Origin of the sequence: Mesorhizobium sp. M00.F.Ca.ET.216.01.1.1, from assembly GCF_004010325.2 — a bacterium.
Classification (GTDB): domain Bacteria; phylum Pseudomonadota; class Alphaproteobacteria; order Rhizobiales; family Rhizobiaceae; genus Mesorhizobium.
Map to the genome: position 1 here is coordinate 200,101 of NZ_SADR02000008.1, position 23,721 is coordinate 223,821.

Below are 23,721 nucleotides of genomic sequence, written 5' to 3' on the forward strand. Positions count from 1 at the left end.
TTTCCTGTCAACCGAAATTTGGGCCTGCCGCGAGAGATCTGTGCATGAAAGAAGCAAGGCGAACGGCGACCGAGCCCAGGCGCAAGCCCAAGCAGGAGCGCAGCCGCGAGCGCATCGATGCCATCCTGTCGACGACCATGCGGCTGATCGGCGAGAAGGGCATCGACGCCGTCACGATGAAGGAAGTCGGCACGTTGGCGGGTGGGCCGATCGCCACCGTCTATCATTATTTTCCTAGCAAATCGGCGATCCTGGCGATGCTCTACGAACGGTTCTCCGAGGTCAGCCGCGCGCGGCTGACCGCGATCATCGCCGACATCCATGGACTGGACGACGTGATGGCGGCGGCCGACCGCCTGCTCGACGATTATTATGAGCGTGTCGCCGGCGACCCCGCCATCCAGGACCTGCAGAACGCGATCCAGGCCGACAAGGCGCTGCAGAATCTCGACATCGCCGAAACCCGGCATCAAGCCAAGCTATTCTGCGACCATGTCGCCCCCTTTCTCGAGCCGGAGAGACGCGAGCAATTCGGACGCGTGGTTTTCCTGATCTTCCAGCTTGCCGGTGGCGTCGTGCGCCTGGCGCTTACCCAGGACGAAACCGAAAGCCGGCGGACTATCGAGGATTACAGGTCGATCATCCACGCCCAGTTGCGGCTGTTCCTCTAACGCGGTCACGATCAGGGAACGCAAATTTCGCGCATTTCGATGACGTGCCGCGGCTTGACTCTCACGAGCCGCGGGCCTATTTCAGCGCCACGTTAGCACTCGCCATTGGTGAGTGCTAACTCATATGTCCGGCGCTGCCGGACGGAGGGACTATTCTCACCATTCTCATCGAGGAATCAAATATGGCAAAGTCGAAGTTCCGACCGCTTCATGACCGCGTGGTCGTTCGCCGGGTCGAATCCGAATCCAAGACCGCGGGCGGCATCATCATCCCCGATACGGCAAAGGAAAAGCCGCAGGAAGGCGAGATCATCGCCGTCGGTTCCGGCGCCCGCGACGAAGCCGGCAAGCTCGTCCCGCTGGACGTCAAGGCCGGCGACCGCATCCTGTTCGGCAAGTGGTCGGGCACCGAAGTCAAGCTCAATGGCGAGGACCTTCTGATCATGAAGGAATCCGACATCATGGGCATCATCGGCTGAATATCGGCCTCACCGTCAACTTGAATCTTCGGGCTCAATCCAAGCCCCTGCCAGGAGCTAAAAATGGCTGCCAAAGACGTAAAATTCTCCCGTGATGCCCGCGAGCGCATGCTGCGCGGCGTCAACATCCTCGCCGACGCCGTGAAGGTCACGCTCGGCCCCAAGGGCCGCAACGTCGTCATCGACAAGTCGTTCGGCGCCCCGCGCATCACCAAGGACGGCGTCACCGTCGCCAAGGAAATCGAGCTTGAGGACAAGTTCGAGAACATGGGCGCGCAGATGGTCCGCGAAGTTGCTTCGAAGACCAACGACATCGCCGGCGACGGCACCACGACCGCGACCGTTCTGGCGCAGTCGATCGTCCAGGAAGGCCACAAGGCGGTTGCCGCCGGCATGAACCCGATGGACCTGAAGCGCGGCATCGACCTCGCCGTGACCGAAGTCGTCGTGGCCCTCGGCAAAGCTGCCAAGAAGATCAAGACCTCAGAGGAAGTCGCCCAGGTCGGCACGATCTCGGCCAATGGCGACGAGTCGGTCGGCAAGATGATCGCGGAAGCGATGCAGAAGGTCGGCAACGAAGGCGTCATCACGGTCGAGGAAGCCAAGACCGCCGAGACCGAGCTCGAAGTCGTCGAGGGCATGCAGTTCGACCGCGGCTATCTCTCGCCCTACTTCGTCACCAACGCCGACAAGATGGTTGCGGATCTGGAAGACGCCTACATCCTTCTCCACGAGAAGAAGCTCTCCAACCTGCAGGCCATGCTGCCGGTTCTCGAAGCCGTCGTGCAGACCTCGAAGCCGCTGCTCATCATCTCGGAAGACGTCGAAGGCGAGGCTCTGGCCACGCTGGTCGTCAACAAGCTGCGCGGTGGCCTGAAGATCGCCGCCGTCAAGGCGCCGGGCTTCGGTGATCGCCGTAAGGCCATGCTGGAAGACATCGCCATCCTCACCGGTGGCCAGGTCATTTCCGAAGACCTCGGCATCAAGCTCGAGAATGTCGGCCTCAACATGCTCGGCCGCGCCAAGAAGGTGTCGATCTCCAAGGAGAACACCACCATCGTCGACGGCGCCGGCAAGAAGGCCGAGATCCAGGGCCGCGTCGCCCAGATCAAGCAGCAGATCGAGGAGACCACCTCGGACTACGACAAGGAGAAGCTGCAGGAGCGTCTCGCCAAGCTGGCGGGCGGCGTTGCGGTGATCCGCGTCGGCGGTGCGACCGAAGTGGAAGTCAAGGAAAAGAAGGACCGCGTCGATGACGCCCTCAACGCGACCCGCGCGGCCGTGGAAGAAGGCATTGTCGCCGGCGGCGGCGTCGCCCTGCTGCGCGCTTCGGCCAACCTCAAGGCCACCGGCGTCAACTCCGACCAGGCTGCCGGCATCAACATCGTGCGTCGCGCGCTGCAGGCTCCGGCCCGCCAGATCGCGGCCAACGCCGGTGCGGAAGCTTCGATCGTTGCCGGTAAGATCCTCGACAACAAGGGCGCGACCTTCGGTTACAACGCCCAGACCGGCGAATACGGCGATATGATCGCCATGGGTATCGTCGATCCGGTCAAGGTCGTGCGCACGGCTCTCCAGGACGCGGCCTCGGTCGCCGGCCTGCTGGTCACCACCGAAGCCATGATCGCCGAGGCTCCGAAGAAGGAGTCTGCTGGCGGCGGCATGCCTGGCGGCATGGGCGGCGGCGGCATGGGCGGCATGGGCGGCATGGACTTCTAAAGAAGTCCATAGAGCACGCCCATGAACTGACAATTGCTCAAGCCCGCAAGCGGGCTTGAGTGGCGGCATGGACTTCTAATCCAGCCAATCTCGCTAAGCTTACGGAAAGGGCGGCAGCAATGCCGCCCTTTCTGTTTGCTATCGGGTGATCATTTCGCCTGAGACTGCCTCGGCTCAGGCGACGGCTCAATGTGCCGCAGCCACCTCCTGGGCCAGCATCGCACCTTCGATCAGCGCGGCGACTTCATCTGCTACCGCCAGCACCGGGGCGCGGTCGCGGGTGGCGCGCGCGATCACCATCAGCCCTTCCAGCGATGATTCGACAAGCAGCGCCAGGGCGTGGGCGCGGCGCTCGCGTATCCCTGCCCTGACGAAGGCCGCCCGCAGCAAGCCTATCCACTGCTCGAAGGCCGACCGGCACAACTCGGCCAGCTCCGGCACGTCGGTCGGCGAGTCCAGCACCACGGGCGCGATCGGACATCCAAGCGTGAACTGGTTCTCCTCCAACATGCGCGCGACCGACTGGTAGATATGGTGGACGGCCACCGCCGGGTCCGTCTCGGCGGCGAGCGCGGCCTCCAGCCTTTGCGTCACCTCGTCGACGCTGTTGCGCGTCACCTCGAGGACCAGCTGGTCCTTACCGCCCGGAAAATGGAAGTAGAGCGAGCCTCTCGGCGCCCCGCTGGCGCTCAAAATGTCGTTCAGCGAGGTGCCGTGATAGCCGCGCTGCCTAAGCAGCAGCGCCGTCGCCTCGAGCATGCGGATGCGGGTGTCGTTCGCCATGTCAACCTCTGTCAGGAGCAATCATTATAGGCCTTGCTCAGAATATGACAATCGGTCTACATAATATGTAGATCAGTCTACATATATGGGGGTCGAATGCGCAACTTTCGTCTTGAAGGGTCCGGTGGGACTGACTGCCTGGTGATGCATGACGAGGCTGAGCCGACGCCGAAACCGCACGATATCGTGGTTCGCGTTCGCGCCACCTCGCTCAACCGGCGCGACACGATGATCCTCAACGGCACCTATCCGCTGACGCCGCGCCAAGGCGTCATTCCGCTGAGCGACGGCGCCGGCGAAGTCGTTGCCGTCGGCAACGCCGTCACCCGCTTTGCCGTCGACGACCGCGTCACCGGCAGCTATTTTACGCGCTGGATCGACGGCCGCATCAATGCCAAGCTCATCGACCAATTCGGCTGCACGCTGGACGGCATGCTGGCCGAATATGCGCTGCTTGACGAACAGTGGGCCGTGCGGCTTCCCGAACATCTCGACTGGCATGAAGCGGCGACGCTGACCTGCGCCGGTCTGACGGCCTGGAATTCGCTGACGGGTGCGGAGATTCCGAAGCCCGGCCAATGGGTTCTGGTCATCGGCTCGGGTGGCGTCGCGCTGTTTGCGCTGCAGTTCGCCAAGCTGCTCGGCTGTCAGGTCGTGGCGGTCACCTCGCGCAGCGAGAAGGCGGACAAGCTGCGCGCACTGGGCGCCGACATCGTCGTCTCCACTGCGGACACGCCGGAATGGGGTGCGATGGTGCGCGACCAGACCGGCGGCATCGACCTCGTCGTCGAGACCGGCGGCCCGCCGACCTTCGCGCAGTCGATGATCGCCAGCACGCTTTACGGGCGCATTGTGCTGCTCACCGTACAGGATGCGAAAGGCGGCGCGGTGCAGATTCCCGGCGCGGTTTACCAGCGCAGCCTCGTCACCATCAGCCGCGTCTTCGTCGGTAGCCGCACCGGCCTTGAAACCATGCTGCGCGCCATCTCGGCGCATCGCCTGAAGCCCGTCGTCGACAAGGTCTTCCCCTTCGCCGAAGTCCGCGATGCCTACCGCTACTTCGAGCAGGGCAACGTCTTCGGAAAGGTGATCATCGAAGGCGCCTGAAGGGATTCGATCATTGAAAGGAGAAAGACGAATGACCATCCGTGAAGCAGAGGGCCAATGGCAGGGATCGTTGAAACAAGGCTCGGGCCGGCTGCGGCTCGGCAGCGGCGTCTTCGAAGGCGCCTATTCCTTCCCGTCGCGTTTCGAGGACGGTCCGGGCACGAACCCCGAGGAATTGATCGCGGCGGCGCATGCCGGCTGCTTTTCGATGGCGCTGAGCGCCATAGCAGGCCGCGGCGGCCATGTTCCCGTGCGCATCAGCACCGTCGCCAGGGTGCATCTTGGCACGAGCACGTCCGGGCCGACGATCACCCGCATCGACCTCGAAACCGAAGCCGAGATTGCGGGCCTGGCGCCGGAAGAATTCCAGCGCCTGGCTGAGTCCGCGAAAGCGACTTGCCTGGTCTCGCGCGCCCTGGCCGGCGTGGCCGATATCACGCTCAAGGCGGAACTGATCGCGACCACCGCCCCGGATGAAATCAGGAGGACATGAGATGAAACAGGATAGCACTATGCACATCCATCCGGACGACCAATCCAGACAGACAGCCGAGATCATGCGGCGCTTCAACGACGTGTTCCAAAATCATGATCCGTCGGCGCTTCCCGGTCTGGTCGCAGAGGACTGTGTCATCGAAAACACTGTGCCGGCACCAGATGGCGCCCGCAATGTCGGCCGGGAGGCGTGCGTCGGCCTTTGGTCGGCGATCGCCAGCGAAGCCGGGACGCGCTTCGACCTCGAGGGAACATTCGTCGCCGGCGAGCGGGCCACGATCCGCTGGCGCTACTGGCGGGCCGACGGCGGTTCCATCCGTGGGGTCAATCTGATGCGGGTGCGCGACGGGCTGATCGTCGAAGCGATGGGCTACGTGAGGGGATAGCGGAGCGGAAAGAGCGGCGACGCCTCCCTACCGATCGGCCAGCGCCAGCTTGGCGCCGAGCATGACGAAGGCGCCGGCGAAGGTGCGGCGCATCCAGGTCAGCACCTTTGGCCGCGACACGACATGGCTGCGGATCGAGGCGGCGAAAATGCCGTAGCCGACAAAGACGATGAAAGTCAGAAGCATGAAGACGCTGCTGAGCTCAAGCATTTTCGACAGCGCATGCGGTTCGGTGGTGCTGACGAATTGCGGCAGGAAGGCAAAGAAGAAGATCGACAGCTTCGGGTTGAGGATATTGATGAGGATGCCGGAAGTGATCACCTTGCCGGCCGAGCGCGGCGCGACATTTTCCTCGACGCTCAGTCCGCCCTTCTCCTTCAGCGTGTTCCAGGCCATGTAGAGCAGGTAGGCGACGCCCAGATATTTCAGCGTCTCGAAGGCGACCGCGCTGGTGTGCAGCAACGCCGCCAGGCCGGTGATGGCCGCCGCCATATGCGGGATGATGCCGAGCGTGCAGCCGAAAGCGGCGATGATGCTGGCACGCGCGCCGCGCGAAAGGCCGGCGCTCAGCGTATAGAGAACGCCAGTGCCGGGCGAAGCCACGACGATCAGCGACGTCAACAGGAATTCGATGCTCACGATGGTTCCTCCGGTGACCTGCCCGCCGGCAAGTTAGCCAGCAAGATCAGCGCGCACAAGTGTCGACCAAGGGGCCGGGTGAAGGGCATGCCAGCAAGGCGGGATCAGAGGTCGGCAGCCCGTGGGCGCGTCGTGCCAGCAGGCAATCGTCACCGCCCGGCATGCAGGAGCGGCAGACATCCGGGCGGAGGTCGTAGATGCCGCAAGCGGTCGACTTGCCGACCTCGCCCGAAAGCGCCGAGCAGCGCACGCCGTCACAGCGCATGCCGGATTCGTCGGCGGCCACATATTTTTGCGGGATCCGGTCGAGCTGCACGTCATCTTCGGTCGAGAAGCGCGGCCATTCGGATGAATAGGAACAGCAGGCGCCGCAGCTCTGGCAGTCGAAGGTCGCGCCCGGGCCGGCGCCCTCCTCCGTCGACGAAAAGCCGCCGGCGAGCGCCAAGGCAAGCAGCCCTGGCGCAACAGGATCGCGATCGGCGTCTTGTTGCGGCAAGGCGCTATTTCTTCTTCCTGGTCTTGCGCGATGGTGCTTCTGCCGGCGACTTGAACAGGTCGGTGGCCGCCGGCTCATCGGCTTTCGGCGCGGCAGCCGGCTTGGCCGGTTTTGCCGTGGCGGCAGACGTCGGCTGGTCCTTGGCGGAAAACTTTATAGCCATGTCAATCCTCGTCGGCGAAACGCGATGATGGCGCGCGCGGATTGCGCAGGCGGCCGATCAGCGCCGAAACCGCCGTGATGTTCATTTCCTCGGGCGACCAGTTCCTGGCTTCCTCGATATGCCGGGGCGCCAGCTCGCGATGCGTGCTGCCGCTATAGGCGGCATCTTGATGGGTGACGCGCTCATTGGTCCTGGCGTTTTCGCGGACGTATTCGATCAGGTAGTTAGGACATTCGGCGCGGCCGCGCACGCCAAGACGCACCTGGGCATCGCCATGGGCGCGCTTGCAGCGCTCGAGCTTTTCGAGCACGCGCCGGACATATTCAATCGGCTTGTCGAGGCCTTCCACAACATCGGCAATGGTCGAATCGCCGGCAATCGCCTTTTGCGGCACACGCTTGGTGGCCATCAGCGTTTGCCTGCGCGCTTCGGCAAGGCAGCGAGCACGGCGGCTGCCGCCATGTCGTCGGCTTCCTTTTCCAGGCGCAGTTCGCGCAGCCGCGCGGTCTTGGCCTCCCGGGCCTGGCTGACGGCATCCTGTTCGGAAATGATGCGGTTGAGCGACATCGACTGGGTCTTGGTCTTGCTGAAAAGGGATTCGGCCTGGTCGTGGGGTTTGTTCGAAGCGGCGGTCAAGGTCTTTCTCCCGGTTCGGAGCGTGCTGCCGAAAGTGGCGAGACCGGTCTTTCGGCCAGGTCCACGCACAAAGCAATACGGCAGTCGGATTTCAGTTGCTGGAGCGTCCATAGCACGTTCAAGCGGTCGTGCGGCGCTCTTTCGGACTTTTAAAGCGTCCCAAATGCAAAAAGGCCAGGGCGTTGCCTGACCTTCCGCTGGAGCGTCGCGTCCAGATGAACGCGCCAACACTTTCCAATCTGCGCATGATCCTTTCCGGAAACCGATGTTTCCGAGGTCATGCGCTGGAATTCGCTATCACCGGTGCCAGTACATCCGTGGTCACCGGCGAGGCTGAATTCCGTTTTAGGCCGCCTTCAACTGATCGGCGGACATCTTGCCCGACTTGTTGTCGCGGACCATCTCGTAGCCGAGCTTCTGGCCCTCGACGATATCACGCATTCCGGCGCGCTCGACGGCGGAGATGTGGACAAAAACGTCTGCCGAGCCATCGTCAGGCTGAATAAAACCAAAACCCTTGGTGGCGTTGAACCATTTAACTGTGCCTGTGCTCATAACGAACCCTTTCCATGGCAAATATTCGTTGGTTGCCATGCGACTGCACAACAACGTTTGTCTCGATTTTGATGGGGGAAGTTCGTCAAAGGCGCGCCTGGGCGCACGGATAACAAAAGTCGGTCAAACAAATATCGACAATTACTTTTACGCTGCTTTTGGCGCCCTGTCAATTTTTTGGTTTGGACCTGCAGCGGAAGCGTGCCGCAGGCTGCTGGCAAAGGCACGTTACGGCCACTCTGTTGGCGGATCGGGCGCAAAACCGCCAGTCACGAAAATTTCCAGAAAAAATCATCAAAAGTCGGGAACCGTTTTGGCATCGTTGCATTTTCCAAATGTCGTCAAGAGTTCCGGAGAGCAATCTGTGGAAAGGCTGACGACAATGGACGCCTCCCGCGCGACTACCGCGCGAGAGGCGTTCCTATACGGCGGCGCGCCCTCTTCACATCACCGCGGTCATCATCGGCAGGATTTCGTAGCGAAAGCCGCGCCCCGAACGGGCGTTCTGAAAACCCGCCTTCTAATCAGGCTCACTCGTCCGGGCCGGGCTCCGGCCATTTCTCCTTCGCCGCTTCAGCATACCAGTGGCGCATGGCCGGTGTTGAAAGCATGGCGTCGACATAGGCTCTGATATCCGGCGCCAACGTGCCGCCATAGGTGTCGAAGCGGGTGACGATAGGCGCATACATGGCATCGGCCGCAGTGAAGTGACCGAACAGGAACGGGCCGCCCTTGCCATATTTTTCCCGGCACTCGCGCCACAGCGCCTCGATGCGAGCCCTTTGCGCCTCGCCTTCGGCGTCGAGCGGCTTGTGGCCCTTCGGCCGGCGCAAATTCATAGGCCAGCCATAGCGCACCTCGCGAAAACCGGAATGCATCTCGGTCGCCGCCGAGCGCGCCAGCGCGCGGGCGCCGATATCGGCCGGCCACAGCTTCTTCTCCGGAAACAGGTCGGCAAGATATTCAAGGATGGCAAGGGTTTCCCAGACGACCCTGCCTCCACCATTCAACGGCTTGTGATTCAGCACCGGCACCAGCCCGGTTGGCGACACTTTGTCCAGATTGGCAGCGGTCTCCGGCGTGCGCAGGCGCACAAAACTTTCGTCGAACGGGATCTCCAGATGCTTCATCGCCACCCATGGCCTCAGCGACCAGGACGAAAAGCATTTGTTGCCGATGTAGAGCGTGAATTCAGTCAAGACGGTTCCCCCGGATTTTTCGCCAGACTACGGCCGCGCCTTTTTAGACGCGCACAGAACGCTGCACGATCTTGTGCACGATCCCTGCCGAAAATCGATTCCGATTTTTCGGATGCACCGATCCCCGACCTCCGCTTCCGTACGACCTGCGCCTTTGCACCTTTGGACCTGCCCAGGAACGCTAAGCTTTTCCGGCAGCGAGTTCCTTGATATAGGCACGCAGCGTCCGTGGCTCCCGACCCAGAATGGCGCGCAACGTCAGCGGGCTTCCGAGCAGACCGCGATGCTCATAATGTTCGAACATCGTCCTCATCGGCTTCGGAATATCGCCGAGAGCGGCTGGATCACTCGTCTCGGCCCTGATCTCGCGATCCAGCACCTCGCCGATCAACGCCGCGACCTCCTTGCGGTTCAAATTGCCCGCCGAGCAGAGCTCAAACGTGCCGTAGAGCAGCCGATCCTCGGTCAATGCGATCGCCGCGGCTTCCGCGACATCACGATAGTCGACCCGTGTGAAACGGGTGTCGGCCGACCATGGTTCTGCCAGCACTCCCGCTTTGATGATCGTGGACCAGAGCCCGGCGTAATTCTGGAAATAGAGGGTCGGATGGAGGAACGTATACTCCAGTGTCGAGTTGAGCACCGCCTCCTCGACGACAGCCTTGGCGGCGTGGTTGACGAGCCCGCTGAGCACGGGGTGGATCACCGACGAAAACACGAACCGGCGCACGCCTGCCCTGATCGCAGCGTCGACCACGCCCTTTCCCACCTCGGCTTCGCCAGGAAGGAACGCCGGTGCGATATAGATATAGAAGACGGCGTCGATGTCCCGGAACACTTGATCGAGGCTCGTCCGGTCGCGAAGATCGCCAACAGTGACTTCCGCCGCGCCACAACCGCGCACCTGATCGACCTGCTCCGGCTTGCGGACCAGGCCACGCACCCGCGCGCCGCGTTCTGCCAGGGCGGGAACGACAAGGCCGGCGACTGCGCCGGCGGCACCGATGGCGAGAATTGTCATGGCGTTCTCCCTGTGCGCCATTTGTGGGGCATCGCCGAGATCGGACATTCGGCGAATGTCGCAGCGAGTGGAGAGCTGCTGCGCAGTGTACTTATCCGGAAGAGGAATTCCATCGCCGAACGCAAAAATCTGCGATCCCCACCATCGGGAGGACGATGGGACGCGCTACTTGAGCCGTCCTCGCGATAGCGTGCCATTCTGCGCGGATATGTCAGGTGGCCGCGATGGCGACAACCGATGCGGACGGCAAATACCGGCCTCGGAACCGAGGCCGCGCCTGCCCGTTTTCTCGATATTCGCTTTTGGGTGGAACTCCCAGGAGGTGCGGACAATGGTGAACAAGGACCAGGTTGCAGGCGTGGCCAAACAGGTCAAAGGGTCGGTGAAGAAGGCCGCCGGCAAGGCCACCGGCAACAGGCGTGTCGAGGCTGAAGGCTCGGTCGACAAGATCGCCGGTAAATTGCAGAAGGCCTATGGCGACGTGAAGGACAAGGTGAAGAAGGCGCTTTGAGCCGCGCCGTCTTCCCAGCAGTGAAAAATGGCAAGTCCGGCCGCTATTTACCGGGGCCGCTATTTACTGGCCAAAAACTCCAGGCTCTTGGAGAAAGCGTTGGTGAAAGCGACCCCGCCATGGTCGTTGGTGGCTTCGCCGAGCACGACGTCCATGCTGTTGCTGGTGACACGCGCAAGCGCGAAGCCGCCCATGAAGGCGGCCTTTGGCTTGAACACGTCGAGCCCGTCGCGATTGTAGATCATCGGCCTCGCGTGCTGATGGCCATGGAAGATGCCGATGACATTATAGCCCTTCAGCGCCGCCAGCAGCGCCCGCCTGTCCGCCTCGCTCCACCAATGCGGCCGGCCGGCGCCGTCATCGTCGAATAGTTTTTTGGCGGTGTCCCATCTTTCGATCGAAAAGCCATCCCAGCCATAGTGCTGGAACAGGATGACCGGGCGGCCGTCGCCGGCGTAGGTCGCCAGATCCTGTTTCAACCATGGCAGGCTGTTATCGGCGCCATGACCGGTGTCGCCGGCGAAGCGGTGCGTCTGGATGAGATGCAGGCCGCCCCAGTCCCATGAATAGCAATCGGTGTCGACATCGTAGTCGGTCGCCGGCACCGGCGGCTTGAAGAACACGCCGGCGCGATGGTTGACCTCGACATAGTCGCGCATTTCGCGCCGGTACCAATCGACATTCCGCCGCGGCCCGTTCTGGTCGAGGTCGTGGTTGCCGAGCCCGACATAGACCGGCACATGCACGCGATCGGGGCCGACACCCTGCTGGTAGCGCTGGCTGAACTGGAGAAGCTGTGTGCCCTCGCGAGGCTGGGTGATCTGACCGCCGCCGTCGTCGGTGATGTCGCCACCGACAACGATGCCCAGCGGCGTGCCGATGCTGCCCGCCGAACGCAGGCCGGTCGCAACGCCGTCGATTTCGTGCGGCCATTGCCTGTCGCCGATGCCGTTGAGGGCGGCAACATTGCGCAGCAAGGCGGCGTCGGTCTTGCCCTCCTGCTCGCAATGGGGACTAAGCCCATTGGCCATGCGGCAGGCATGGACATCGGCGATGAACAGGAAGGTGGCGTCGATCGGCGAAATGCGCTGCCCGGTCTGGCCGAAGGCCTGGCGCGCAAGGGTGCCCGCCACGGCAAACCCTGCCAGCTGCGCCAGGACGCTGCGCCGGGAAACCGATCTTGCCGAGCGGCGGTTCATCATGCGTCGGAATTCAGCACGGCCAGTGCTCGTCCGTCCAGTTCTCCTGCATGGCTCTCTCATGCGCCATGCATCGACACATTGCCGTCGGTCTGTCATTTTTCCGGTGCCGGGTGTCGGGCTTGCGCGACTAGAGAGAGGAAGTGCCATGAGAGTTGCGCCTATCGGCATGACACTGATCATGCTGGCGAGCGCCGCAAATGGTGCCGAGTGCATCAACGCCAAATCCGCCAAGGTCGGCTTCGTCCTCGAAAAGCCAGGCATCCACAGCGAATTTCGCCCCGCGGCCGGCGGCATGGTTTCCGTCGCCAACAAATACCAGTCCGAATCGCCACAGACGCAGTTCCTGTTCGGCGGCCTGATCGAGGTGTTTCGCGACAGCAGCACAGGACAGCTGGCAATGATCCCGCTTTCGGATCTCAGAAAATTGTTTCCGCTGAAGGCCGGTGCCAAGAGCAAGACGCTGTTTGTCCGTCTCACACCCAGCAAGCAGCCGAAGGGCACCGAGACGCTGGAACTCGCCGTCAAGGGCAAGGAGAGCTTTAGCCTGGGCGACTGCAAATACAATGTGCTTGCCGTCAAGCAGACGATCAGGAGCGAGGACGGCGAGAAGCTGGATGAATTCACCGCGCTTTACGCACCCGATTTGCAGGCGGTTCTCGCCAGGCGCTATGACGAGGGCACAAAAGCCGAAAGCGTGGTCGGCTACGAGACCATCAAGCCCCTGTCCAAATAGGTTTGATGTCCAAATAGGATTTTGTGTCCAGGCAGGCCGTTTTTCAGGCTGCGGTCCGCTCCAGTTCCGCCAGGCAGTCGCGCAGCAGGCTGGCGTCCTGCGCCGTCTTGGCCATCGACATGGCGCCCGAATAGGCGGCAACCGCGAGTGCCGCAAAGCGCTGTGGATCCGTGCCCTGCTCCCTGCCCGCTTGCTGGTCGGCCCTGACCTTGTCGACGATCGCCTGGCGCCATGCCGAAAAGATACCGGCAAGGGCGGCGCGGAAATCCGGATCGGCGAGCGACAATTCATGCGCCAGATTGTTGAGCGGGCAGCCGCGCACGAAACCCTGCTGTTCCAGTTCCGCCGCCACGGCCTCGAATACGCTGTGCACGCCCTCGCGCGCCGAGCCTGCCGCCAGCACCGGCGCGATCCAGGTTTCCTCGACGGCGGCGGCGACCCGCTCCTCGATTACCGCCAGCGCCAGCGCCTTCTTGGTCGGAAAATGGTGATGCAGCGCGCCGCCGGTGACGCCCGCAGCCGCCATCAGGTCGCCAAGGCTGGAGACATGGTAGCCGCGCTCCTGAAATGACGCTTCGGCGATATCGAGCACCCTCTTGCGCATGCCTGCGGGGTCGTTGGTGCGTTTTTTGACGAGCGGTGCCATCGCGATCTCCCCTTTCTCCCCTGGGAGAAGGAAAGGGAGAAATACCATATTGACAAAACAGGACAACCGGTCTGTTTAAGAACAGGACGACCACCCTGTTTTAAGGCCGAGCCATGATCCCTCCCTTGAGCGCCGCGAAGAAATCCGATTGCCTTGCTTCGCCGATCGTCGAACTCCGGCAATACACATTGAAGCCCGGCCGGCGCGAGACGCTGATCGGCATCTTCGACGCCCACCTGATCGAAGGCCAGGAAGAGGCAGGCATGACCATCATCGGTCAGTTCCGCGACCTCGACCGACCGGACATGTTCGTCTGGATGCGCGGCTTCGACGGCATGGAAGCGCGGAAAGATGCGCTGACCGCCTTCTATGACGGGTCGGTATGGGCCGCCTGGCGCGACGCCGCCAACGCCACGATGATTGATTCCGACGATGTGCTGCTGCTGAAACCGGCATGGCGGGACGCCGGCTTCGACCTGTCCGGGCTGTGGCGGCCAGCTCCGGTCGACGGCAAAAAACCGAGCGATGCGAGCTTGTTGGCGAGCTTTTATGCCATCCAGATTCATCATTTGCGGCCCGGCACCGAGGTCAACTTCGCCGGAAACTTCGAGGCCCAAGCCCTGCCCGTGTTCGAGGCGTTTGGCGTAAGGCCGCTCGCCGCCTTCGTCAGCGAGCACGCCGAGAACAGCTTTCCTCGCCTGCCGGTGCGGGTTGGCGAAAACGTCTTCGTCAGCGTCACAGGTTTCGACAGCGCCGACGCCTATGCACGCCACGAAGCCGCGCTTACCGCTTCACCCGAGTGGCAAGCATGCCGGCAGACGTTGCAAGCGGCATCTGCGAAGCCGGCGCAGACGTTGCGGCTATCGCCCACCGCACGATCGCTGCTGCGATAAGCCTGCTGCTCAGACCCATGCCCCGAATTTCCCGGCCGTGGCAGCCTGGATCAAGAGAATGTCGGCGGCAGAAGGCGCCCCGCTGAAGTTCATACTGTGCGATAGGCCGGCGGCTTGACCGCCTCACTGATCGGCGCTGCTCTCTTGATCAGGCAGAATAGAGATAGCGCGGGAGCGTTCGATGAGACTTCACGGCAAACGGGCACTGGTGACTGGCGGTTCGGACGGGATCGGCCTGGCGATATCGGAGGCCTTTTCGCGTGAAGGCGCCGATGTGCTGATCGTCGGCCGCGACGCCGGGAAGCTCGAAGCGGCCCGCGTAAAACTCGCCGCTTCGAACAAAGGCGGCGCCAGCGCCAAGACCCTGTCGGCCGATCTTTCGACCAATACCGGCATCGACGCTGTGGTCGCGCACGTAAGGCGCGGCCCTCCGCTCGACATCATCGTCAACAATGCCGGCATCGCCTTCCTGGTGCCGTTCGAAACCGTCAGCGAAGAGCAGTTCCAGCAATCCTTCGCGCTCAATGTGACGGCAGTGTTCTTCCTCACCCAGCGGCTGCTGCCGCATCTCGTGCCAAGCGGCGCCTCAGTCATCAACGTCTCGTCCTATTTCGCCGACAAGATGATCCCGAAGCGGCCGTCGAGCCTTTATTCGCTGTCCAAGGGCGCGCTCAATTCGCTGACCAAGTCGCTGGCATTCGAGCTTGGCCCGCGCGGCATAAGAGTCAACGCTATCGCGCCGGGCACGGTCGATACCGCCATGCGACGGAAATCGATCGAAAACTTGCCGCCGGCCGCACAGGCCGAGCTCAAGGCCTATGTCGAGCGCAGCTATCCGCTCGGCCGCATCGGCCAGACCAGCGATCTTGCCGGCATCGCCGTCTATCTCGCCAGCGACGAGGCCGCCTGGACCAGCGGCGGCATCTTCGCCATCGACGGCGGGTATACGGCGGGGTGAAGAAGTGCCTCCCTTCAACCGATTTGCATCCTCGCCGCCTGCAAATCTCCGCTTGAAGGCCGTTGTGCAACGCGATACGCCGGTGCCGAATTTCGACAGACCGGAGAGACATGTGAGCGCGCCAGAGACCAGAACCGAAACCGACACGTTCGGTGCCATCGAGGTCGCCGCAGACCGCTACTGGGGCGCGCAGGCGCAGCGTTCGCTCGGCAATTTCAAGATAGGCTGGGAAAAGCAGCCGGCCTCGATCGTGCGCGCGCTCGGCATCGTCAAGCGGGCGGCGGCCGAAGCCAATATGGAGCTAAAGCGACTGGATCCAACGATCGGCAAGGCGATCATCGAGGCCGCGCAAGAGGTGATCGACGGCAAGCTCAACGACCATTTCCCGCTGGTCGTCTGGCAGACCGGCTCGGGCACGCAATCCAACATGAACACCAACGAGGTGATCTCCAACCGGGCGATCGAGTTGCTCGGCGGCGTCATGGGGTCGAAGAAGCCGGTGCACCCCAACGACCACGTCAATATGAGCCAGTCGTCGAACGACACCTATCCGACGGCCATGCACATCGCCTGCGCCGAGCGCATCGTGCATGATTTGTTGCCGGCGTTGAGGCATCTCCATGCGGCGCTCGAAGCCAAGACCAGGGCTTTCGCCCACATCATCAAGATCGGCCGCACCCATACGCAGGATGCGACGCCGCTGACGCTGGGCCAGGAATTCTCGGGCTATGCCGCGCAGGTCGCCTCCTCGATCAATCGCATCGAGATGACGCTGCCCGGCCTGCAGGAACTGGCACAAGGCGGCACCGCCGTCGGGACCGGCCTCAACGCGCCGGTCGGCTTTGCCGAAAAGGTGGCGGCACGCATTGCTGATATCACCGGCATCGGCTTCGTCACCGCGCCGAACAAGTTCGAGGCACTTGCCGCGCATGACTCCATGGTGTTCTCGCACGGCGCCATTAACGCTTGCGCTGCCGCCCTGTTCAAGATTGCCAATGACATCCGCTTCCTCGGCTCCGGGCCTCGCTCCGGCCTCGGCGAATTGTCGCTGCCGGAAAACGAACCGGGTTCCTCGATCATGCCCGGCAAGGTCAATCCGACACAGTGCGAGGCGTTGACGCAAGTCTGCGTGCAGGTGTTCGGCAATCATGCGGCATTGACCTTCGCCGGCAGCCAGGGCCATTTCGAGCTCAACGTCTACAATCCGCTGATGGCCTATAATTTCTTGCAGTCGGTACAGCTTCTGGCCGACGCCTCCATCTCCTTCACCGACAATTGCGTCGTCGGGATCGAAGCCCGCGAGGACAACATCAAGGCGGCGCTAGACCGCTCGCTAATGTTGGTGACAGCATTGGCGCCTACCATCGGCTACGACAACGCCGCCAAGATCGCCAAGACTGCGCATAAAAAGGGCACCACGCTGCGCGAGGAAGCGCTTGCCACCGGATTGGTCAGCGAGGCCGACTACGACCGGCTGGTGCGGCCGGAGGACATGACACATCCGGGATAGGTCGTCGACTCACAATCTGGTCGCAAAAACGTTACTGCGGTGAACGAACTGTCACCAGATCTGCGTCTTTGGTGAACAGTCAGCCTGTTCTATCTGGTCGGTATCGCAAAAAAACCTTCCGGAGAGAATCACCATGTCCACCAACACTTCCGTTGCCGGTTCCGGCACAGTTTCCAATGCCTCGGCCACGATCCTGCTTGGCCGCATCCTGCTCTCAGTCATCTTCCTGCTTTCCGGTTTCGGCAAGCTCACGGCAATTGCCGGAACAGCTGGTTATTTCGGCAGCCTGGGCCTGCCGATGCCAACCGCAACGGCCATCGTCGTTGGCCTGATCGAGCTGGTCGGCGGCCTCGCCGTCCTCGTCGGCTTCCAGACCCGGATTGCCGGCTGGGTGCTTGCGGTCTTCACCGTCGCCACGGCGCTGGTCGCCCACACCGGCTGGGCCGACCAGATGCAGATGATCAACTTCATGAAGAACCTGGCGATTGCCGGCGGCTTCATCGCGCTGGCCTCGGCCGGCGCCGGCGCCTATTCGATCGACGCCAAGCGAGGCTGAGCCTCGGCTGGAAATACCTGGCCAAAAGCGGCGCGGAATTTTCCGCGCCGCTTTTTCGTTGTCTATGCATGCGTTCCAACTGGCAATTCCTGCTAGGATCGAGGCGTCGGTGACGAATAGGGTCGACCAGCCCCACCGACATCGGAGGTGACCATGCCCCGCAACGCGCTGCTTCTGCTTTCCCGACTGCTGCTCGCCGCCTTGTTCGTTCCATCCGGTTTCCATGCGCTTGCCGACATTGCCGGAACATCAGGCTATTTTGCCGGCCTCGGCCTGCCGCTGCCGACGCTGGCGGCCTGGGCAACCGGCCTGTTCGAGCTGATTGCAGGACTGCTCATCCTCGTGGGCCTCAGGACGCCGATTGCGGCACTGCTGCTCGCCGCCTTCTGCATCGCCGCCGGCTTCATCGGCCACTACGGCCAGGGCGGCGACGATCCGACACTGACCCTCCTGCACTCGCAGATGCTGATGAAGGACATCGCCATATCAGGCGGTTTCCTGGCGCTGGCGATGGCCGGCGCCGGCGCCTATTCGATCGACGGCTGGGCTCTTGGCATCGGCCCTGAGACGACCTGACCAAAGCCAGTTGACGGAGACAGGTTACTTAACTGGAACAGGTCACTTGACCGACACGCTGGGGCCGCCCTCGACCGCCAGCACCAAGCGCCGGTTGGTGACCTTGGCCAGCTGCGCCAGCCGGCCGGCCGGCCGTTCGCCGTAAAGGTCGGACAGCGAAGCAGGCAGCACCAGCGCCAGCATGCCGTTGCCGCGGTTCTCCCATTTCAGCCGTGGCATGACGCCCGGCATCGCCGCCGTCAGCAGGTAGACGACGCGCATCATCGCTGCCAGCGCGCGGGCGCGCTCGAGGTAACGCGGCGTCGCCAGGCTGCGGATTTCCGGAGCGGCTTCGGTGAACACGCCCTCGTGGCGAAACAGGCCGACAAGCGCCAGGAAGGCGCGGCCCGGGTGGTCGACGCCGATGAACGAGGCATGGGCGATGATGTTGAGCGACTGCTTGCCGCGATATTCGGGATGGGCGCGCCAGCCGATGTCGGCGAGTAGGCAGGCGGCCTGGCGATAGCGCGCCTCGTCCTCGGTCTCGTCGATGCCGAAGGCGGCGAATGCCTTGCCCGTCCATTCGACAAGCTCGCGCGCATGGGTGACCGAGCGCGAGCGCAGTTGGGCCAGTTCCTCCGTTGCCGAGATCAGCGGATCGGCCTTCTGCTCGGCCGCGTCGAGCAGCGAATAGAGAAAGCCCTCGCGCACGCCCAGCGCCGAGACGATGATCTTCGACGGCTGCATCGCCGCCATGATCTCTTGCAGCACGATGGCGCCATAGGGCAGGAGCGAACGGCGGTTCTTCGAGACGCCCTCGATACCTTTGATCTTCTCGATCTCGGCTTTCGCCACCTGCTTGAGGAAGCTCGCGGCACTGTCGGCGCTGATCTCGTAGTGGTGCATGACGCCGAGCGGATAATTGGTCATTTCCATATGCAGCCGGGCGAGGTTTCGCCAGGTGCCGCCGACCGTATAGAAGGGCCTGCCCTGCCCGCCTTTCAGCAACTTTGCCCGCGCCAGTTCCTGGCGCGCGATCCTTGCCGCCTGGGCAAGCGAGTTCTTGGCCATGTCCTGCAGGCGCAGGCCGCCCAGCGGCAGCGTGATACCGTCGCCGATCGCCTCACCGTTGATGTCGATCAGTTCGAGGCTGCCGCCGCCGAGGTCGCCGGCAATGCCGTTGGCGGGATGGAAGCCGGAAATGACGCCGAGCGCCGAATAATGGGCCTCCTGGCGGCCGCTCAGCACCTCAATCTCGGTCCTGAGCACGTCCTCGGCGCGGTGGATGAAGTCTGGACCGTTGATCGCCTCGCGGGCGGCGGCGGTGGCCAGCACATACATGTGTGAGGCACCAGCCTGTTCGGAAAGCGCACGGAAGCGGCGGAATTCCTCCATCGAGCGCGTCACCGCCCCGGGGTCGAGCTTTCCGGTCGAAACGATGCCGCGGCCGAGGCCGGCCAGCATCTTCTCGTTGAACAGCAAGGTCGGCGAGCGCGCCAGCCCCTCATAGATGACAAGACGGATCGAGTTCGACCCGATGTCGATGATGGATAGCGGTCGGCGGTCCTGGAGCCGGCCCTGGGATGTTGAAATCATCAGCCAGTCGCTGCGTTCAGCTTCTTGCGGCGCTTGAACTGCGCGATGCGCTTGGGCGCATGCGATTTCAGCGCATCGCCCCGTCCCGACAGGCTCGGATTGGTCATGAAATATTCCTGCGCGTTGAACGGTTCCTCGCCCTCCTCCAGCACGACGCGCCGGGAGGTTCCGTCAGCCAATACGTCGAAACTTTGCTGGTTGTCCATGATGTTGCCCAGCATGATCTGGCCAAGAACCTGTTCATGCACAGTTGGATTGGTGATCGGTACCAGGGTCTCGACGCGGCGGTCGAGATTGCGCGGCATCAAATCTGCCGAGGAGATATAGACGACCGCTTCATCCGAAGGCAGGCCATAGCCGTTGCCGAAGCAGTAGATGCGGCTGTGTTCGAGGAAACGGCCAACGATCGATTTCACCCTTATGTTCTCCGACAGGCCCGGCACCTGCGGCCTCAGGCAACAGATGCCGCGCACGACGAGGTCGATCTCGACGCCGGCACCGCTGGCGTCGTAAAGCGCGTCGATGACGGTCGGATCGACGAGCGCGTTCATCTTCATCCAGATGCGGGCAGGCCGGCCCTCCAGCGCGTGGCTCACTTCTTCTGAGATGTGCCTCAGGATGCGGTCGCGCAGTGTAAACGGCGATATCGCCAGCCGCATTTGCTCGGCCGGCTCGGCATAGCCGGTGATGAAATTGAAGAGCTGGGCGACATCGCGCGCAATCGTCGGATCGGTGGTGAAGAAGGACAGGTCGGTATAGATGCGCGCGGTGACCGGATGGTAGTTGCCGGTGCCGAGATGCACGTAGTTGCGCAGCTTGCTGTCCTCGCGCCGCACCACCAGCGACATCTTGGCGTGGGTCTTCAGCTCGAGGAAGCCGAATACGACCTGGACGCCGGCGCGCTCGAGGTCGCGCGCCCAGCGGATGTTGGCTTCCTCGTCAAAGCGCGCCTTGAGCTCGACCAGCGCCGTCACCGACTTGCCGGCCTCCGCCGCATCGACCAGCGCCCGCACGATCGGGCTGTCGTTGGAGGTGCGGTAGAGCGTTTGCTTGATTGCCACCACTTCGGGATCGGCCATCGCCTGGCGCAGGAACTGCACCACAACGTCGAAGGATTCGTAAGGGTGGTGAACGATGATGTCCTTCTCGCGGATGGCGGCAAAACAATCGCCGCCATGCTCGCGGATGCGTTCGGGAAAACGCGGATTGTAGGGCGTGAATTTGAGGTCGTCGCGAGCGACGGCGACGATCTCGGAAATCTGGCTGAGCGCCAGCGGACCGGTGAGCACGCTGATGCGGCTTGCTGCAACGCCGAGCTCACCGGCGACGAAGTCGCGTAGTGCGGCCGGCATCAGCATGTCGAACTCAATGCGTATGACCGAACCGCGGCGGCGGCGCTTCAGCGCCGTCTCGAACAGGCGCACGAGATCCTCGGACTCCTCCTCAACCTCGATATCACTGTCGCGGATGATGCGGAACGTGCCGGAGCCCTTGACCTCGTAGCCGGGGAAAAGCTTGCCGATATAGAGGCCGACTGCCTCTTCGAGCGGAATGAAGCGGACATGGTTCTTGCGGTCCGGCAGGCGGATGAAGCGCTTCAGCGCCACCGGCAGGCGCAGCAGGGCGCTCATCTCCTCACCGTTCTTGCGGTGGCGAAGCTGCAGCGCCATCGAGAAGCCGAGATTGGGAATAAACGGGAACGGGTGCGCCGGGTCGATGGACAGCGGCGTGAGCACGGGAAAAACCTGTTCCTGGAAGTGCTCTTCCAGCCAGGTCTTTTCGTCCCTGGTCAGCGCGTCGCGGGTGATGCTCTCGATGCCTTCCTTGTTGAGCAGCAGCATCAGCGCCGAAAGGCTCTTCTGCTGGTCCTCCTGCAGGCGTTCGACCTCGCGCAGCAACTGTTCCAGCTGCTGCTCCGGCGTGCGGCCGTCCGGGCTTTTCAGCACGATGCCCTCGCGCACCTGGCCGGCGAGACCGGCGACGCGGACCATGAAGAACTCGTCGAGATTGGCGGCCGAGATCGACAGGAAGCGGACTCGTTCGAGCAGCGGGTGGCTGACATTCAGCGACTCCTCCAGAACGCGCCGGTTGAACTGCAGCCAGGAAAACTCGCGGTTGACAAAGCGGTCGGGGTTGCCGCCTTCGGGGCTCACCACCTCGGCATTGATGAATTCGTTCTGCACCGGTTTCAATTCGGTCATGGTTCTTGCTCTTCCCGCACTCATTTCCCTGCTGGAGCGCCACGCGTCCTTCCGGGCGCAAGGGACCCTCTATTACTCTGAAGCGACGCATGAGCCTTTCCGAGTTCGGTCTCGGGGTCATGCATTAACCGGCTTAACTTATCCTCTGACAGGCTTTTGCGACAGTTTCATTTCATCGATCTTGCAAACAGACGGGTTATGATCCAGATGCAATTCTACGAAATTGAGGAGACGACGACGATGGCAGGTGGTTCCATTCCCCATTTCCAGAACGATGCGGGCTACCCGGCGATCGACATCGGCGTCAAGGAATTCATGTGCACCGGCGCCAACCCGCCTTTCGACCATCCGCACGTGTTCCTCGACATGGGCGACGACAATGAGCAGGTCTGCCCGTATTGCTCGACGCTCTATCGCTATTCGCCCAAGCTGAAGGCGACGGAAACGCAGCCGCCTGGCTGTCTCTTCATCGACCAGGCCGCCTGATTCTTTCGCGACAATCCTGATGGACGACACGCGGTCCCGGCAGGTCGTCATAGCCGGGGCCGGCATCGCTGGGCTGACCGCTGCGTTGGCCTTTGCCGAACGCAACTATCCGGTAAAGCTATTCGAACAGGCGCCGCACCTCGAGGCTGCTGGCGCCGGCCTCCAGCTTTCGCCCAATGCGACGCGCATCCTTGGCCGGCTCGGCGTGCTCGGCAAGCTGCTGCCGGCTGCGGTGCGACCGCAAGCGGTCGTGCTCAGGGATGCCGCGAAACTGCGCGAGCTGACGCGCGTGCCGCTCGGCCAGGCGGCCGAAAGGCGCTGGGGAGCCCCTTATCTCGTTGCGCATCGTGCCGACCTGCAAGCTGCACTGATGGCGCGCATCGCCGAAATGCCGAACGTTGAGCTTGAAACCGGGGCACGTGTCAGCAACATCGCCGCCGGGCCACGGGGCATCACCGCAATGGCCGAGATTGCGGCCAAGTCCGTCATAGCCGAGGGCTTCCTGGCGATCGGCGCCGACGGCGTCTGGTCGGCGACCCGCAAGCTCGGGGTTTCGGCCAGAGGTGGAGCGTCAGCCAAAAGCCGGTTCTCGGGCGAGCTCGCCTGGCGCACCACCATCCACGCCGACAGTGCTGCGGGAAAAGCCTTCGCTATGGTCGGAGCAGCCGACTGCGTAACCACCTTCCTGCATCCCGGCTTCCACCTTGTTGCCTATCCGGTGCGTGCCGGAAAGGCATTCAACCTGGTCGCCTTCACCGAGGGCGAGAGTATCGCCGAAGACTGGTCGGGTCATGCCGATGCCAAGATCCTCGCCGAAGCCATGCTCGGTACGGCGCCGGCACTCGCCCGGCTCGCCGAGGATGCCGGCCCGTGGACGGCCTGGCCGATCCATACGGTCGACCAGCGCCAGCCGTGGACGACGCCGGACGGCATCGCGCTGATCGGCGACGCGGCGCATGCGATGACGCCGTTTGCAGCACAAGGCGCGGCGATGGCGATCGAGGATGCTGCCACCCTAGCCGGCTTCATCGCCGCTTCGCCTGTCGATCCTAAGGGCGCGCTTGCCGCCTGGGAGCAAGCGCGGCGGCCGCGCGTCGCCCGGGTCGCCCGCCGCGGCGCGCTCAACCGCCTCGCCTGGCATGCATCGGGGCCGGTGGCGATCGCCCGCAACCTGTTGCTGAAGACGCGGTCCCCGGAGGAGCTCGCCGCCGACCTCGACTGGCTCTATGGCTGGAGAGCGAGCGAGGCGGTCGATCAAGGATAAAATGGTCGACAGGCCGGCGGACCGCGCGCCCCTCTCTGTCCTGCCGGACATCTCCCCCACTTGGGGGGAGATCGGACGTCATCCTGGCTTTCGCCAATCTCCAACGTTGCAAATGAAGCGAAGCGCTACCGCTGCCACGAGCATGCCAAGAAAACGTCCGAGCCTTTTCATGCGGGGCGGGTTACCGGTCGACTTGCGGCATAATGCAAGTTGATACGCAAAAAACCCGGCCGGGTTTCGGCCGGGCTCGCTTGCTTCGCA

General features: G+C 62.9%; 28 protein-coding genes. 15 read left to right on the top strand and 13 right to left on the bottom strand.

Annotation, left to right across the window (positions count from 1 at the left end):
* Nucleotides 1-44: 44 nt before the first annotated feature.
* The 3 genes from EN859_RS13270 to groL all read left to right on the top strand — a co-directional run bounded on the left by EN859_RS13270 (nucleotide 45) and on the right by groL (nucleotide 2,869).
* Nucleotides 45-671: a TetR/AcrR family transcriptional regulator gene (locus EN859_RS13270; protein WP_127854539.1), complete on the top strand. Its 627-nt coding sequence runs from the start codon at nucleotides 45-47 to the stop codon at nucleotides 669-671.
* Between the two features lie 182 nt (nucleotides 672-853).
* The gene (groES, locus tag EN859_RS13275; protein ID WP_006203049.1) at nucleotides 854-1,150 is read left to right on the top strand and encodes a co-chaperone GroES; all 297 of its coding nucleotides are present in this window, start codon (nucleotides 854-856) and stop codon (nucleotides 1,148-1,150) included.
* A gap of 63 nt (nucleotides 1,151-1,213) precedes the next feature.
* Nucleotides 1,214-2,869: a chaperonin GroEL gene (groL, locus tag EN859_RS13280; protein ID WP_135913531.1), complete on the top strand. Its 1,656-nt coding sequence runs from the start codon at nucleotides 1,214-1,216 to the stop codon at nucleotides 2,867-2,869.
* Between the two features lie 186 nt (nucleotides 2,870-3,055).
* On the opposite strand, the gene EN859_RS13285 is transcribed toward groL, so the two are convergent.
* Entirely contained in the window at nucleotides 3,056-3,652 is a 597-nt protein-coding gene (locus tag EN859_RS13285; protein ID WP_127856804.1) for a TetR/AcrR family transcriptional regulator, read from the bottom strand.
* Nucleotides 3,653-3,748: 96 nt separating this feature from the next.
* On the opposite strand from EN859_RS13285, the gene EN859_RS13290 reads away from it, so the two are divergent.
* From EN859_RS13290 to EN859_RS13300, 3 genes are read left to right on the top strand one after another with little or no spacing between them, the layout of a single operon-like run.
* Nucleotides 3,749-4,759, top strand: coding sequence for an NAD(P)-dependent alcohol dehydrogenase (locus EN859_RS13290; protein ID WP_127856803.1), 1,011 nt, complete (start codon nucleotides 3,749-3,751; stop codon nucleotides 4,757-4,759).
* Nucleotides 4,760-4,790: 31 nt separating this feature from the next.
* Complete coding sequence (locus EN859_RS13295) at nucleotides 4,791-5,252, top strand: OsmC family protein (RefSeq protein WP_127856802.1); 462 nt, start codon at nucleotides 4,791-4,793, stop codon at nucleotides 5,250-5,252.
* 1 nt (nucleotide 5,253) lies between these two features.
* Nucleotides 5,254-5,640: a nuclear transport factor 2 family protein gene (locus EN859_RS13300; protein ID WP_127856801.1), complete on the top strand. Its 387-nt coding sequence runs from the start codon at nucleotides 5,254-5,256 to the stop codon at nucleotides 5,638-5,640.
* Nucleotides 5,641-5,667: 27 nt separating this feature from the next.
* Here EN859_RS13300 and EN859_RS13305 read toward each other — a convergent pair whose 3' ends face one another.
* The 8 genes from EN859_RS13305 to EN859_RS13335 all read right to left on the bottom strand — a co-directional run bounded on the left by EN859_RS13305 (nucleotide 5,668) and on the right by EN859_RS13335 (nucleotide 10,349).
* The gene (locus tag EN859_RS13305; RefSeq protein ID WP_127856800.1) at nucleotides 5,668-6,279 is read right to left on the bottom strand and encodes a LysE family translocator; all 612 of its coding nucleotides are present in this window, start codon (nucleotides 6,277-6,279) and stop codon (nucleotides 5,668-5,670) included.
* 46 nt (nucleotides 6,280-6,325) lie between these two features.
* On the bottom strand, nucleotides 6,326-6,775 hold the full coding sequence (locus EN859_RS13310; protein ID WP_127856799.1) for a YkgJ family cysteine cluster protein: 450 nt from the start codon (nucleotides 6,773-6,775) through the stop codon (nucleotides 6,326-6,328).
* Between the two features lie 4 nt (nucleotides 6,776-6,779).
* Nucleotides 6,780-6,938 (bottom strand): hypothetical protein, encoded by a 159-nt coding sequence (locus EN859_RS38100; protein ID WP_189501929.1) that lies wholly within the window; start codon nucleotides 6,936-6,938, stop codon nucleotides 6,780-6,782.
* Between the two features lies 1 nt (nucleotide 6,939).
* Nucleotides 6,940-7,347 (bottom strand): hypothetical protein, encoded by a 408-nt coding sequence (locus EN859_RS13315; protein ID WP_127856798.1) that lies wholly within the window; start codon nucleotides 7,345-7,347, stop codon nucleotides 6,940-6,942.
* Nucleotides 7,347-7,574 carry a hypothetical protein gene (locus tag EN859_RS13320; RefSeq protein WP_127856797.1) on the bottom strand — a complete coding sequence of 76 codons (228 nt, stop codon included), beginning with the start codon at nucleotides 7,572-7,574 and terminating at the stop codon, nucleotides 7,347-7,349. Before EN859_RS13320 ends, EN859_RS13315 begins: the two co-directional genes overlap by 1 nt.
* Before the next feature lie 345 nt (nucleotides 7,575-7,919).
* Entirely contained in the window at nucleotides 7,920-8,129 is a 210-nt protein-coding gene (locus EN859_RS13325) for a cold-shock protein (protein ID WP_010915421.1), read from the bottom strand.
* A gap of 530 nt (nucleotides 8,130-8,659) precedes the next feature.
* A complete protein-coding gene (locus EN859_RS13330; RefSeq protein ID WP_127856796.1) occupies nucleotides 8,660-9,328 on the bottom strand; it encodes a glutathione S-transferase family protein in 669 nt (222 codons plus the stop codon).
* 181 nt (nucleotides 9,329-9,509) lie between these two features.
* Nucleotides 9,510-10,349 carry an NmrA family NAD(P)-binding protein gene (locus tag EN859_RS13335; protein WP_127856795.1) on the bottom strand — a complete coding sequence of 280 codons (840 nt, stop codon included), beginning with the start codon at nucleotides 10,347-10,349 and terminating at the stop codon, nucleotides 9,510-9,512.
* A gap of 322 nt (nucleotides 10,350-10,671) precedes the next feature.
* Between EN859_RS13335 and EN859_RS13340 the strand changes: the two genes are divergently transcribed.
* Nucleotides 10,672-10,860: a CsbD family protein gene (locus EN859_RS13340; RefSeq protein WP_189501930.1), complete on the top strand. Its 189-nt coding sequence runs from the start codon at nucleotides 10,672-10,674 to the stop codon at nucleotides 10,858-10,860.
* 59 nt (nucleotides 10,861-10,919) lie between these two features.
* Here the strand turns inward: EN859_RS13340 and EN859_RS13345 are convergent, their stop codons facing one another.
* Nucleotides 10,920-12,062 (bottom strand): metallophosphoesterase, encoded by a 1,143-nt coding sequence (locus EN859_RS13345; protein WP_127856793.1) that lies wholly within the window; start codon nucleotides 12,060-12,062, stop codon nucleotides 10,920-10,922.
* Between the two features lie 145 nt (nucleotides 12,063-12,207).
* On the opposite strand from EN859_RS13345, the gene EN859_RS13350 reads away from it, so the two are divergent.
* The gene (locus EN859_RS13350) at nucleotides 12,208-12,795 is read left to right on the top strand and encodes a hypothetical protein (protein ID WP_127856792.1); all 588 of its coding nucleotides are present in this window, start codon (nucleotides 12,208-12,210) and stop codon (nucleotides 12,793-12,795) included.
* A gap of 43 nt (nucleotides 12,796-12,838) precedes the next feature.
* Here the strand turns inward: EN859_RS13350 and EN859_RS13355 are convergent, their stop codons facing one another.
* Nucleotides 12,839-13,441: a TetR/AcrR family transcriptional regulator gene (locus tag EN859_RS13355; protein WP_127856791.1), complete on the bottom strand. Its 603-nt coding sequence runs from the start codon at nucleotides 13,439-13,441 to the stop codon at nucleotides 12,839-12,841.
* Between the two features lie 113 nt (nucleotides 13,442-13,554).
* On the opposite strand from EN859_RS13355, the gene EN859_RS13360 reads away from it, so the two are divergent.
* The 5 genes from EN859_RS13360 to EN859_RS13380 all read left to right on the top strand — a co-directional run bounded on the left by EN859_RS13360 (nucleotide 13,555) and on the right by EN859_RS13380 (nucleotide 17,934).
* A complete protein-coding gene (locus tag EN859_RS13360; protein ID WP_127856790.1) occupies nucleotides 13,555-14,334 on the top strand; it encodes an NIPSNAP family protein in 780 nt (259 codons plus the stop codon).
* Between the two features lie 181 nt (nucleotides 14,335-14,515).
* A complete protein-coding gene (locus EN859_RS13365) occupies nucleotides 14,516-15,292 on the top strand; it encodes an SDR family oxidoreductase (protein WP_127856789.1) in 777 nt (258 codons plus the stop codon).
* A gap of 112 nt (nucleotides 15,293-15,404) precedes the next feature.
* The gene (fumC, locus tag EN859_RS13370) at nucleotides 15,405-16,802 is read left to right on the top strand and encodes a class II fumarate hydratase (RefSeq protein WP_127856788.1); all 1,398 of its coding nucleotides are present in this window, start codon (nucleotides 15,405-15,407) and stop codon (nucleotides 16,800-16,802) included.
* Between the two features lie 133 nt (nucleotides 16,803-16,935).
* Nucleotides 16,936-17,358: a DoxX family protein gene (locus EN859_RS13375; RefSeq protein ID WP_127856787.1), complete on the top strand. Its 423-nt coding sequence runs from the start codon at nucleotides 16,936-16,938 to the stop codon at nucleotides 17,356-17,358.
* 153 nt (nucleotides 17,359-17,511) lie between these two features.
* Nucleotides 17,512-17,934: a DoxX family protein gene (locus EN859_RS13380; RefSeq protein WP_127856786.1), complete on the top strand. Its 423-nt coding sequence runs from the start codon at nucleotides 17,512-17,514 to the stop codon at nucleotides 17,932-17,934.
* A 42-nt stretch (nucleotides 17,935-17,976) separates the two neighbouring features.
* Here EN859_RS13380 and ppx read toward each other — a convergent pair whose 3' ends face one another.
* Together ppx and EN859_RS13390 are read right to left on the bottom strand one after the other, a co-directional pair.
* Entirely contained in the window at nucleotides 17,977-19,509 is a 1,533-nt protein-coding gene (gene ppx, locus EN859_RS13385; RefSeq protein WP_127856785.1) for an exopolyphosphatase, read from the bottom strand.
* Nucleotides 19,509-21,710, bottom strand: a complete 2,202-nt coding sequence (locus EN859_RS13390; protein WP_127856784.1) for an RNA degradosome polyphosphate kinase — start codon at nucleotides 21,708-21,710, stop codon at nucleotides 19,509-19,511. Before EN859_RS13390 ends, ppx begins: the two co-directional genes overlap by 1 nt.
* Nucleotides 21,711-21,950: 240 nt before the next feature.
* Between EN859_RS13390 and EN859_RS13395 the strand changes: the two genes are divergently transcribed.
* Both EN859_RS13395 and EN859_RS13400 read left to right on the top strand, forming a co-directional pair.
* Nucleotides 21,951-22,196, top strand: coding sequence for a zinc-finger domain-containing protein (locus EN859_RS13395; protein WP_127856783.1), 246 nt, complete (start codon nucleotides 21,951-21,953; stop codon nucleotides 22,194-22,196).
* Nucleotides 22,197-22,215: 19 nt separating this feature from the next.
* Nucleotides 22,216-23,460, top strand: coding sequence for an FAD-dependent monooxygenase (locus EN859_RS13400; RefSeq protein ID WP_127856782.1), 1,245 nt, complete (start codon nucleotides 22,216-22,218; stop codon nucleotides 23,458-23,460).
* The last annotated feature ends 261 nt before the right edge of the window (nucleotides 23,461-23,721 follow it).

Excerpts from the sequence above, each read along its gene's own strand:
- EN859_RS13325 (WP_010915421.1), bottom strand. The coding sequence starts at position 8,129 with ATGAGCACAGGCACAGTTAAATGGTTCAACGCCACCAAGGGTTTTGGT.
- EN859_RS13335 (WP_127856795.1), bottom strand. The coding sequence starts at position 10,349 with ATGACAATTCTCGCCATCGGTGCCGCCGGCGCAGTCGCCGGCCTTGTC.
- EN859_RS13300 (WP_127856801.1), top strand. The coding sequence starts at position 5,254 with ATGAAACAGGATAGCACTATGCACATCCATCCGGACGACCAATCCAGA.
- groL (WP_135913531.1), top strand. The coding sequence starts at position 1,214 with ATGGCTGCCAAAGACGTAAAATTCTCCCGTGATGCCCGCGAGCGCATG.
- EN859_RS13290 (WP_127856803.1), top strand. The coding sequence starts at position 3,749 with ATGCGCAACTTTCGTCTTGAAGGGTCCGGTGGGACTGACTGCCTGGTG.
- EN859_RS13390 (WP_127856784.1), bottom strand. The coding sequence starts at position 21,710 with ATGACCGAATTGAAACCGGTGCAGAACGAATTCATCAATGCCGAGGTG.
- EN859_RS13365 (WP_127856789.1), top strand. The coding sequence starts at position 14,516 with ATGAGACTTCACGGCAAACGGGCACTGGTGACTGGCGGTTCGGACGGG.
- ppx (WP_127856785.1), bottom strand. The coding sequence starts at position 19,509 with ATGATTTCAACATCCCAGGGCCGGCTCCAGGACCGCCGACCGCTATCC.
- EN859_RS13375 (WP_127856787.1), top strand. The coding sequence starts at position 16,936 with ATGTCCACCAACACTTCCGTTGCCGGTTCCGGCACAGTTTCCAATGCC.
- EN859_RS38100 (WP_189501929.1), bottom strand. The coding sequence starts at position 6,938 with ATGGCTATAAAGTTTTCCGCCAAGGACCAGCCGACGTCTGCCGCCACG.
- EN859_RS13295 (WP_127856802.1), top strand. The coding sequence starts at position 4,791 with ATGACCATCCGTGAAGCAGAGGGCCAATGGCAGGGATCGTTGAAACAA.
- EN859_RS13285 (WP_127856804.1), bottom strand. The coding sequence starts at position 3,652 with ATGGCGAACGACACCCGCATCCGCATGCTCGAGGCGACGGCGCTGCTG.
- EN859_RS13380 (WP_127856786.1), top strand. The coding sequence starts at position 17,512 with ATGCCCCGCAACGCGCTGCTTCTGCTTTCCCGACTGCTGCTCGCCGCC.
- EN859_RS13315 (WP_127856798.1), bottom strand. The coding sequence starts at position 7,347 with ATGGCCACCAAGCGTGTGCCGCAAAAGGCGATTGCCGGCGATTCGACC.
- EN859_RS13345 (WP_127856793.1), bottom strand. The coding sequence starts at position 12,062 with ATGATGAACCGCCGCTCGGCAAGATCGGTTTCCCGGCGCAGCGTCCTG.
- EN859_RS13400 (WP_127856782.1), top strand. The coding sequence starts at position 22,216 with ATGGACGACACGCGGTCCCGGCAGGTCGTCATAGCCGGGGCCGGCATC.
- EN859_RS13355 (WP_127856791.1), bottom strand. The coding sequence starts at position 13,441 with ATGGCACCGCTCGTCAAAAAACGCACCAACGACCCCGCAGGCATGCGC.
- EN859_RS13360 (WP_127856790.1), top strand. The coding sequence starts at position 13,555 with ATGATCCCTCCCTTGAGCGCCGCGAAGAAATCCGATTGCCTTGCTTCG.
- groES (WP_006203049.1), top strand. The coding sequence starts at position 854 with ATGGCAAAGTCGAAGTTCCGACCGCTTCATGACCGCGTGGTCGTTCGC.
- EN859_RS13350 (WP_127856792.1), top strand. The coding sequence starts at position 12,208 with ATGAGAGTTGCGCCTATCGGCATGACACTGATCATGCTGGCGAGCGCC.
- EN859_RS13395 (WP_127856783.1), top strand. The coding sequence starts at position 21,951 with ATGGCAGGTGGTTCCATTCCCCATTTCCAGAACGATGCGGGCTACCCG.
- EN859_RS13270 (WP_127854539.1), top strand. The coding sequence starts at position 45 with ATGAAAGAAGCAAGGCGAACGGCGACCGAGCCCAGGCGCAAGCCCAAG.